We start from the raw sequence: 8,959 nt of genomic DNA on the forward strand, positions 1-8,959 counted from the left end.
CCCACATGCGGTCGAAGAACGTCCCCTCGTGATAGCCCGAGTTGAGCATGCGGTGATCCTGACCGATCAATTCGTCGCGGTTGTACCCCGAAACCTTTTCGAAATTCGTGTTCACATCCCGAATGACGCCCTTGGCATCGGTGCGGCTGTAGATGGCGTGCTGATCGATCGCCTGTTTCAAGGTTTTCAGCCTCACGCCGGTGAGAATGTTGCGATAGGCCAGCAGGGCGATTGCAATGAGTAATAAAATGGCCGTCCAGGGGAGGTCCTGCAAAGTGCTTTCGAACATGGTGCTCTCCTTGGTGCCCAGCCGTTCGGGTGCCGGGCTTCATCAAGATACCGCTCACCTCATACTATTGATGAAAACCTGCCACATGTCCAAGAAGTTGTTGGCCATTACAAAAAAATCGCGCAACCAGTTTGATATTCATATTTTCCTGACGTATCTTTAAAAGTGTAACGAGTGCGATCCCTGTAACATCAAAATCAAAGGCCGGAAACCAAAGCAAAAAAGCATGTCCCGGCCGCATTGTGGCAGAACAATCGGAGCGGTGTATGAAGCTGATTTGCGTAGATGACGATCCAGCCATTCTGGCTGTTCTGAAAGTATCGCTGGAAACGGTGGGCAACCACAGCGTGGACACCGCCGGCAGCGGGCAGGCCGCCATCGACAGTTTCGTTTCCCAGAACGCCGAGGTCGAGTGCTTTCTTCTCGACATCCAGATGCCCGGCATGACCGGCGTCGAGCTTTGCGAGGTCATTCGCTCTCACGACGCCTACAGGGACACGCCGATCCTCATGCTGACCGCGATGTCCGACGAGGATTACATCGAGGCGGCTTTCGCCGCCGGGGCGACGGATTACGTCACCAAACCCTTCGACCCCAATGATCTCAACACGCGGGTAAAGTCCGCCGTGGCGCGCATGCAGTCTCTCGCCAAGCAGAAGGTCGACGACGCCCTGCCCCAAGACGCCGGCGCAGCGGCCATCGAAAGCGCCGCACCGGCGCCGTTGGCGACGCCGGCCGACAGCGGTCCCGCCCCCGCCTTCGTGCCCGGCCCGTCGTTTTCGCCCGAGGTCGCGAAATCGACGTTTCCGCCTCGGCCGCAGCCGGGCCCGGCAGCAACCGCACCGCCGAGCAGGCCCAGTTTCCAGGCCGTTCGCCAGAACCTCGCGCAATCCCGCCCGGCCATGCCCACTTCGCGCCCGGCGATGGCCGAGATGATAAGCCCGCTCAGGATGGAGCCGCTTCGCAACCTGGAGTCGATCTCAAAGGCCGCCGAATCTGCCGCCGCGGCGACCCAGGAGGCCGATGAGCCGGTCGCCAAGACGCGCGTGGGTCTGGACGAACCCTACAACCTCACCTGCAGCAAGCGTTTCCTGGCCCATTCGACTTTCGAGAACTTCCTCGAGACGATGAACTCGAACAGCAAGAAAGATGTTCACATCTTTTCCCTTGGCATCAAGAATGTCGGCGAGATCTTCGACATTTGCGACACCCGCCAGTTCAAGTTCCTGATCAACCAGGCAGCCGTGGTCGTCGCCGAACTGCTGCGGCCGCACCGCTCGATGTTCTCCTATTTCGGCAACGGCGTGTTCTGCGGCACCGTCCGCGACACCGGCGTCAAGTATATCGAGCGGTTCCCCGAGATGTTCGACGATGCGATCTGCGGCCTCAACGATGGCAACAACATCCTGGTTCAGGCCAATGTGGCGCTGGTCGTCGGTGCCACCAAATCGCCTTCGATGTTCCATTCCCCGATCAGCCGGCTGCGCAAGTCGATATCGGAAATGGAGGAAGAGCTGCTTTAGGTTCCAAGCCCCGGCATTTCGAAACTCGGTATCGGGATGAGGTGAAATGGTGCCTCAAGAGGGACTCGAACCCCCGACCTTGTCCTTACGAAGGACCTGCTCTACCAGCTGAGCTATTGAGGCATGCGGAGGATCGTTTACCCGGTTCGATTGACTCGCGCAAGCGCTCATGCGCGCTTTGCAGGCCTGCCAGCCGGGCTTTTTTCGAACCGGTCAAAGGCGCGGCGGCCCCCAGCCGGCCCCCGCTTGGGCACAGGCCGGTGGCGGTCAAGACACCCTGCAACCACGTCTGCAACCGGGTCCGGATCAGGCGGCACCATAGGTGTTGAAAACCTCGCTGCGGCCGTTCCTCTTGATAAGGAAGACCGAATAGCCTTCGCGTTCGCTCTCGGGGCCCATGCCGGGCGAGCCATAGGGCATTCCGGGCACCGACAGGCCCACCGCGTCGGGGCGATTTGACAGCAGACGGCGAATGTCCGCAGCCGGCACGTGCCCTTCGATGAGATACCCCTCGACGAGACCGGTGTGGCAGGAAACCATCTCGTCCGGGATCCCGTTTGCCGCCTTGTAGCGCGACAGCGCCTCCCACGAGGTGTTCGTTACCTGCATCTCGAAACCGTCACGCTTCAGGATGTCGATCCAGCTTCCACAGCACCCGCAGTCAGGATCCTTCAGGACCCGGATCAGGGGTCTGGTGGTTGCCAAGGCCGGCGTTGCCAGGCTGACCCCACTGGCCGCAAGGCCAAGCAGGAACAGGCGGCGATGGGGGTTTGAGTTGGTCATGTCATTGCCTCTGGCTGTTCGTGTCGAACCGATGTCGGTTGCCCCCTGATGCCAGAAAACACCACCGACCGTCATGACCTTGGTCAAACCGGGCGGCAGGGCGCTTTCCCGTCATGGGTGTCTCGCGAACACTTATGGGTGTCGCGAAGGTTTATGGGGAATCCTACAGGGGTTCAGAAATCCAGGTTCTCGACGCTCAGCGCGTTCTTCTGGATGAATTCGCGGCGCGGCTCCACGACATCGCCCATCAGCTTGGTGAACAGGTCGTCGGCCTCGGCCATGTCCTCGATCCGCACCTGCAACAGGGTGCGCGCATCCGGGTCCAGCGTGGTTTCCCACAGCTGGTCCGGGTTCATCTCGCCCAGACCCTTGTAGCGTTGCAGCGACAGGCCCTTCTCGCCCTCCTGAAGGATCGCGTCCAGCAGTTCCAGCGGGCCGTGGATGCTCTGGCGGCGTTCCTTGCGCAGCAGCGTCGCCGGCGCATCATAAATCTCTTGCAGGCTCTCGGTAAAGCTGCCGCTCTTGCGCGCCTCGCCCGAGCGCAGCATCGGCCCGTCCAGCGTGCGCACCTCTTCGACACCGCGCAGGATGCGTGCCAGGCGGATGCCGTGATCCTGTGTGATCCGCCCCTGCCAACCGCGTTCATATTCCAGCGCGATCAGATCGAGCCGCGCCGCCACCTTGTCGGCCACCCCCTGCAGGTCGGCATCGACCGCACCGGGCACGAAGGCGCCGGCAATCGCCGCCTGTTCCAGGATATGGCGTGGGTAATGGGTCGGGAAGGCGTCAAGCACCCGCCTCAACTGGCGCGCCTCGGTCACCACCCGCGTCAGGTCGGCACCGACGATGTCCATGCCGTTGCCCAGACGCAGCATGGCGCCCTCGATCCCCTGTTCGACCAGGTAATCATCCAGCGCCGGTTGGTCCTTGAGATAGACCTCGGACTTGCCGCGCGACACTTTGTAAAGCGGCGGCTGGGCAATATAGAGATGCCCCTTTTCAATAAGCTGCGGCATCTGGCGATAGAAGAAGGTCAGCAAGAGGGTGCGGATATGCGCGCCGTCGACATCGGCGTCGGTCATGATGACGATCTTGTGATAGCGCAGCTTGTCGATGTTGAACTCGTCGCGGCCGATGCCGGTGCCCAGCGCCATCACCAGGTTGCCGATCTCCTGGCTCGAGAGCATGCGGTCGAAGCGGGCGCGCTCGACGTTGAGGATCTTGCCGCGCAGCGGCAGGATGGCCTGGGTCTGGCGGTCGCGCCCGGTCTGCGCCGAACCGCCGGCGGAATCCCCCTCGACCAGGAAGACTTCGGTCTTCGACGGGTCTTTCTCTGAACAATCCTTCAGCTTGCCGGCCAGGAAGTTCACGTCCATCGCCGACTTGCGCCGGGTCAGTTCGCGCGCCTTGCGCGCCGCTTCGCGGGCATGGGCGGCCTCGACGATCTTGGTCACGATCACCTTGGCCTCGTTGGGGTTCTCCTCGAACCACTCGGTCAGTTTCTCGTTCATCAGCCCCTCGACCGCCGGGCGCACCTCGGAACTTACCAGCTTGTCCTTGGTCTGCGACGAGAATTTCGGATCCGGCACCTTGACCGACAGCACGCAGGACAGGCCCTCGCGGGCGTCATCGCCGGTAAAGTTGATCTTTTCCTTCTTGGCGATGCCGCTTTCCTGAGCATATTTCTGCAGGGTGCGGGTCAGCGCACCGCGAAAGCCGGCCATATGGGTGCCGCCGTCGCGCTGCGGGATGTTGTTGGTAAAGGGCAGCACGGTCTCGTGATAGCTGTCGTTCCACCACATGGCGACCTCGACCCCGATCTCGTCGCGCTCGCCCTTGACGTAGATCGGCGCCGCCATCATCGGCGTCTTGTGACGGTCGATATACTTGACGAATTCCTTGACCCCGCCCTCGTAGAACAGCTCGCTCTTCAGCGGCTCTGCCGGGCGCTCGTCCTCGAGAATGATGCGCACGCCGGAATTGAGAAAGGCCAGTTCGCGCAGGCGCTTTTCCAGGGTCTCAAAGGAATAGTCCAGGTTCGAGAAAGTGTCGGTCGAAGCGAGAAAGCGCACCTCGGTTCCCTTGCGGCCGGCGGCCTCGCCGACCACCCGCAGGTGTTCCGTGGTCTCGCCATGTTCGAACTTGGCGTAATGTTCCTTGCCGTTGCGCCAGATCCTCAGCTCGAGCCAGACCGACAGCGCATTGACCACCGACACGCCGACCCCGTGCAGACCGCCCGAAACCTTGTAGGAATTGCTGTCGAACTTGCCGCCGGCATGCAGCTGGGTCATGATCACCTCGGCGGCGCTGACCCCCTCCTCGGGGTGGATGTCGACCGGAATCCCGCGCCCGTTGTCGCTCACCGAGACCGAACTGTCGGCATGGATGCGCACCGTCACCGCGTCGGCGTGACCGGCCAGCGCCTCGTCGATGCCGTTGTCGACCACCTCATAGACCATATGATGCAGACCCGAACCGTCATCGGTATCGCCGATATACATCCCGGGACGTTTGCGAACCGCTTCCAGGCCTTTCAGAACCTTGATGGAATCAGCGCCGTATTCCGGGCTGTTCTGGGTCTCGTCGGACATGTGGTGTTTCCCCTTATCAGTCCCGGCAAATTAAGTGTTCGGGGCGGGAATGTCACGCGGCTGAGACAAGTATTTTACCGATTTGGCGCCCCTTTGGGGCTAGGAATGCCTGGCCGTGAAATGCGACAGGCCACCCTCTTCCGCGACCTCGAGAAACTGCGCCCTGCCCTCCAGTTCGGCAAAGAGCCCGGCCTCGGTGCCGGTCATCCAGGCCTGGGCACCAAGGGCGCAGATCTCGTCGTAAAGCGCGGCCCGGCGCGCCGCGTCCAGATGCGCCGCCACCTCGTCCAACAACAGGATCGGCGGCGCGCCCGTCAGCTTGGCCAGGGCCCGGCCATTGGCCAGGATCAGCGAAATCAAAAGCGCCTTCTGCTCGCCGGTGGAACAATCCCTGGCGGGCACCTCCTTGGCCGCATAGACCGCGTCCAAGTCGCAGCGGTGCGGGCCGACCAAAGTCCGCCCGGCCATCAGGTCACGCGGGCGGCTCTGCGCCAGCGCCTCGCGCAGATCCCGGGCGGTGGCAGGCATGTCGCCCTCGGCATGGGTCAGCGCCAGGTCGGCGACGGGAAAACGGGTCTCCGCATCCGCTTGCGCCGCCGCAAGATATGTCAGCGCCTTCTGACGATTGTCGTGCAGGGCCGCGCCGGCCTCGGCCATCTGCGCCTCGAGCGCATCATACCAGCCGGCATCGCGCATCTGGTCCTTCAACAGCCGGTTGCGCTCGCGCATGGATTTTTCATATGTCAGCGCATGGGCGGCATGGTCGGGAAAGAACGACAGCGCCATGCGGTCGAGAAACCGCCGCCGCCCCTCGGCGCCCTCGATCCACAGCCGGTCCATGGCCGGGATCAGCCACAGGATCCGCGCCAGATGGCCAAGCGCGGTCTGCGGCGCCGCCTTGCCGTCGACCTTCAGCTGCCGCGCCAGACCCTCCTGCGACCAGATCTCGACCTCGCGCCGCTGGCCATCGCCGCACAGCTCGCCGCGCAGCTTCCAGCCCAGCACCTCGGGGCGCCGGGTCATCGCCTCGGCACTGGCCCGGCGCAGCCCGCGCCCCGGCGAGAACAGCGAAACCGCCTCGAGAATATTGGTCTTGCCGGCGCCGTTGGGCCCGTAGATGGCAACCGGTCGCCCGTCGCAGGCAACCACACCCGTCTTGTGCGAGCGGAAATGCGACAGGGCCAGCCGCGACAGGTACATCTCAGACATCCCGTCTTTCTCTTGCCGGAAATATCCCCGCCGGAGGCATCGGCGTCAGCCGATCACACGCGCATCGGCATCACGACATAGACGGCGCTGGTGTCATTGCCTTCGCGCATCAGGGTCGGATCGCCGGCCGAGTTGAACATGAACACGGCGTTTTCGCGGTCGACCTGGCTGGCGATCTCCAAGAGGTACTTGGCGTTGAAACCGATCTCCAGCCGCTCGTCGCCATAGGCGACGGCCAGTTCTTCCTCGGCGGCGCCGCTGTCGGGCGCATTGACCGACAGCACCAGGCGATCCTCGTCTAGCTGCAGCTTGACCGCGCGCGAGCGTTCCGACGACACCGTGGCCACCCGGTCCACGGCCTGGGCGAACTCGGCCGCATCGACCTCGAGCTTGCGGCTGTTGCCCTGCGGGATCACCCGCGTGTAATCGGGGAAGGTGCCGTCGATCACCTTCGAGGTCAGCGTGATGTCGGGCGTGGCAAAACGCACCTTGGTCTCGCTGACCGAAACCGCGATCTGCATCTCGTCGTCTTCCAGCAGCTTGCGCAGCTCGCCCACGGTCTTGCGCGGCACGATGACCCCCGGCATGTCCGAGGCACCCTGGGGCAGGTCGGCGTCGATCCGCGCCAGACGGTGGCCGTCGGTGGCCACGCAGCGCAGCACGCGGCCGGCCTCGCCGTCGGCGACATGCATGTAGACGCCATTGAGGTAATAGCGGGTCTCCTCGGTCGAAATGGCGAATTTCGACTTGTCGAACAGGCGCCGCAGCACCATCGCCGGGGCCGAGAAATTCGACTGGTATTCCGACGAGGCCATGACCGGGAAATCCTCGCGCGGCAGGGTCGCCAGCGAGAAGTTCGAGCGCCCGGCCTCGACCGTGAGCCGCCCCGAGGCCCCGTCATCGGTCAGCGTCACGAGGGCTCCGTCCGGCAGCTTGCGCACGATCTCGTGCAGGGTGGTGGCGGCAACGGTGGTGGCGCCGGCGCGTTCGACCATCGCCGGGGTCCGGTCGACCACCTCGATATCGAGATCGGTGGCCCGGAACTGCACCGTGTCGCCCTCGGCCTCGATCAGGACATTGGCCAGGATCGGGATCGTGTTGCGGCGTTCGACCACCGACTGCGCCTGCGACACTGCCTTGAGCAGATTTCCGCGTTCGATACTGATCTTCATGCCGTATTCCTCCGTCTGCCGGGAGGGGCACCCTATCGGTTTCCCCCTCTGGCGCAAGCCTTTTCGCTTTTTTCGGCATAAATCACAGGAGCGTCAAGAACCATGCGGGCAGGGCGCCGCGATTTGCAGGCACCACCGCCCGACAGGGCCGCAACAAGCCCCAAACAGGCCAGTTTTCGCGCGCCGTCAGGCCTCGAGCGAGCGGCGCAGCAGTTCGAGATCTTCGGCGATCTGCCCGTCCTGCGCCCTCAGCTCCTCGATGCGCTTCACCCCATGCATCACCGTGGTGTGGTCGCGGCCGCCGAACCGGCGCCCGATCTCGGGCAGCGAACGGCTGGTCAGCTGCTTGCACAGATACATCGCCACCTGACGCGGCCGGGCCAGGGTACGGACCCGTTTCGGGCCGATCATGTCGCTGAGGCGGATGTTGTAATGCTCGGCGACGCGGCGCTGGATCTCCTCGACCGAGATCTTGCGCTCCGAGGCCCGCAGCACGTCGCTCAGGCAATCCTGGGTCAGTTCCATGGTGATTTCGCGCCCGACCAGCGAGGCAAAGGCAAAGAGCCGCGTCAGCGCCCCCTCGAGTACCCGCACGTTGGTCGAGATGCGATGGGCAAGGAATTCCAGAACCCCGCTGGCCAACTGCAGGTCGGGATACTGCATCTTGTATTGTTCGACCTTGGTCTGCAGGATGCCGAGCCGCAATTCGTAGTCGGTCGGGTGCAGATCGACCACCAGCCCGCATTGCAGCCGCGACTTGATGCGATCCTCGAGATCCTTGATCTCGCCCGGCGCGCGGTCGGCCGAGATGATGATCTGCTTGTTCTGATCGACCAGCGCGTTGAAGGTGTGAAAGAACTCCTCCTGGGTGCTGTCCTTGCCGGCGATGAACTGCACGTCATCGACCATCAGCACGTCGACCGAGCGGAACAGTTCCTTGAAATCCATCATCCTGCGATCGCGCAGCGCCTGCACGAAACGGTACATGAACTGTTCTGCCGACAGGTAGACCACGTTGAGATCGGGCCGCCGGCTCTGCAATTCCCAGGCGATGGCGTGCATCAGGTGGGTCTTGCCCAGCCCGACGCCGCCGTAAAGAAACAGCGGGTTGAAGGTCACCGGCCCGCCCTCGGCGACACGGTGCGCGGCGGCATTGGCCAGCTCGTTGGGCTTGCCGACGACGAAACTGTCGAAGGTGAAGCGCGGGTCAAGCGGCGCGCCGGGCACGGTCTCGTTCGCGCGCGACGACTTGTCTTCGGCCTGCGCGGGCGCCGGTGCAGGCCGGCTCGTGGGGCGGGCCGGCGTATTGGCCGCGACCCGGAAGTGCACCCGCTGCACCTTCTGGCCGGCAGTGGTCAGCTTGTGCAGGATCAGGTCACCGAAATTCTGCGA

At 63.4% G+C, this 8,959-nt stretch carries 7 protein-coding genes and 1 tRNA gene; 1 reads left to right on the top strand and 7 read right to left on the bottom strand.

What is annotated here, in order from left to right; translation table 11 throughout:
* The coding region (locus ABZD10_RS10845; protein WP_372886455.1) for a PAS domain S-box protein at nt 1-289 on the bottom strand (289 nt) is incomplete at its 3' end.
* Nucleotides 290-555: 266 nt separating this feature from the next.
* Here ABZD10_RS10845 and ABZD10_RS10850 point away from each other — a divergent pair.
* Nucleotides 556-1,812, top strand: coding sequence for a response regulator (locus ABZD10_RS10850; RefSeq protein WP_372886456.1), 1,257 nt, complete (start codon nt 556-558; stop codon nt 1,810-1,812).
* A 47-nt stretch (nt 1,813-1,859) separates the two neighbouring features.
* Here the strand turns inward: ABZD10_RS10850 and ABZD10_RS10855 are convergent.
* The 6 genes from ABZD10_RS10855 to dnaA form a co-directional block, all read right to left on the bottom strand.
* Nucleotides 1,860-1,935: transfer RNA gene (locus tag ABZD10_RS10855), tRNA-Thr, on the bottom strand.
* 183 nt (nt 1,936-2,118) lie between these two features.
* On the bottom strand, nt 2,119-2,595 hold the full coding sequence (locus ABZD10_RS10860; protein WP_372886457.1) for a DUF411 domain-containing protein: 477 nt from the start codon (nt 2,593-2,595) through the stop codon (nt 2,119-2,121).
* A gap of 173 nt (nt 2,596-2,768) precedes the next feature.
* A complete protein-coding gene (gene gyrB / locus ABZD10_RS10865) occupies nt 2,769-5,186 on the bottom strand; it encodes a DNA topoisomerase (ATP-hydrolyzing) subunit B (protein ID WP_372886458.1) in 2,418 nt (805 codons plus the stop codon).
* Nucleotides 5,187-5,285: 99 nt separating this feature from the next.
* Nucleotides 5,286-6,395 carry a DNA replication/repair protein RecF gene (gene recF, locus ABZD10_RS10870; RefSeq protein WP_372886460.1) on the bottom strand — a complete coding sequence of 370 codons (1,110 nt, stop codon included), beginning with the start codon at nt 6,393-6,395 and terminating at the stop codon, nt 5,286-5,288.
* Between the two features lie 53 nt (nt 6,396-6,448).
* The gene (gene dnaN, locus ABZD10_RS10875) at nt 6,449-7,567 is read right to left on the bottom strand and encodes a DNA polymerase III subunit beta (RefSeq protein ID WP_372886461.1); all 1,119 of its coding nucleotides are present in this window, start codon (nt 7,565-7,567) and stop codon (nt 6,449-6,451) included.
* A gap of 186 nt (nt 7,568-7,753) precedes the next feature.
* On the bottom strand, nt 7,754-8,959 hold a 1,206-nt coding region (dnaA, locus tag ABZD10_RS10880), incomplete at its 5' end, for a chromosomal replication initiator protein DnaA (RefSeq protein WP_372886462.1).

Source organism: Shimia sp., assembly GCF_041624275.1.
Classification (GTDB): Bacteria; Pseudomonadota; Alphaproteobacteria; order Rhodobacterales; family Rhodobacteraceae; genus Shimia.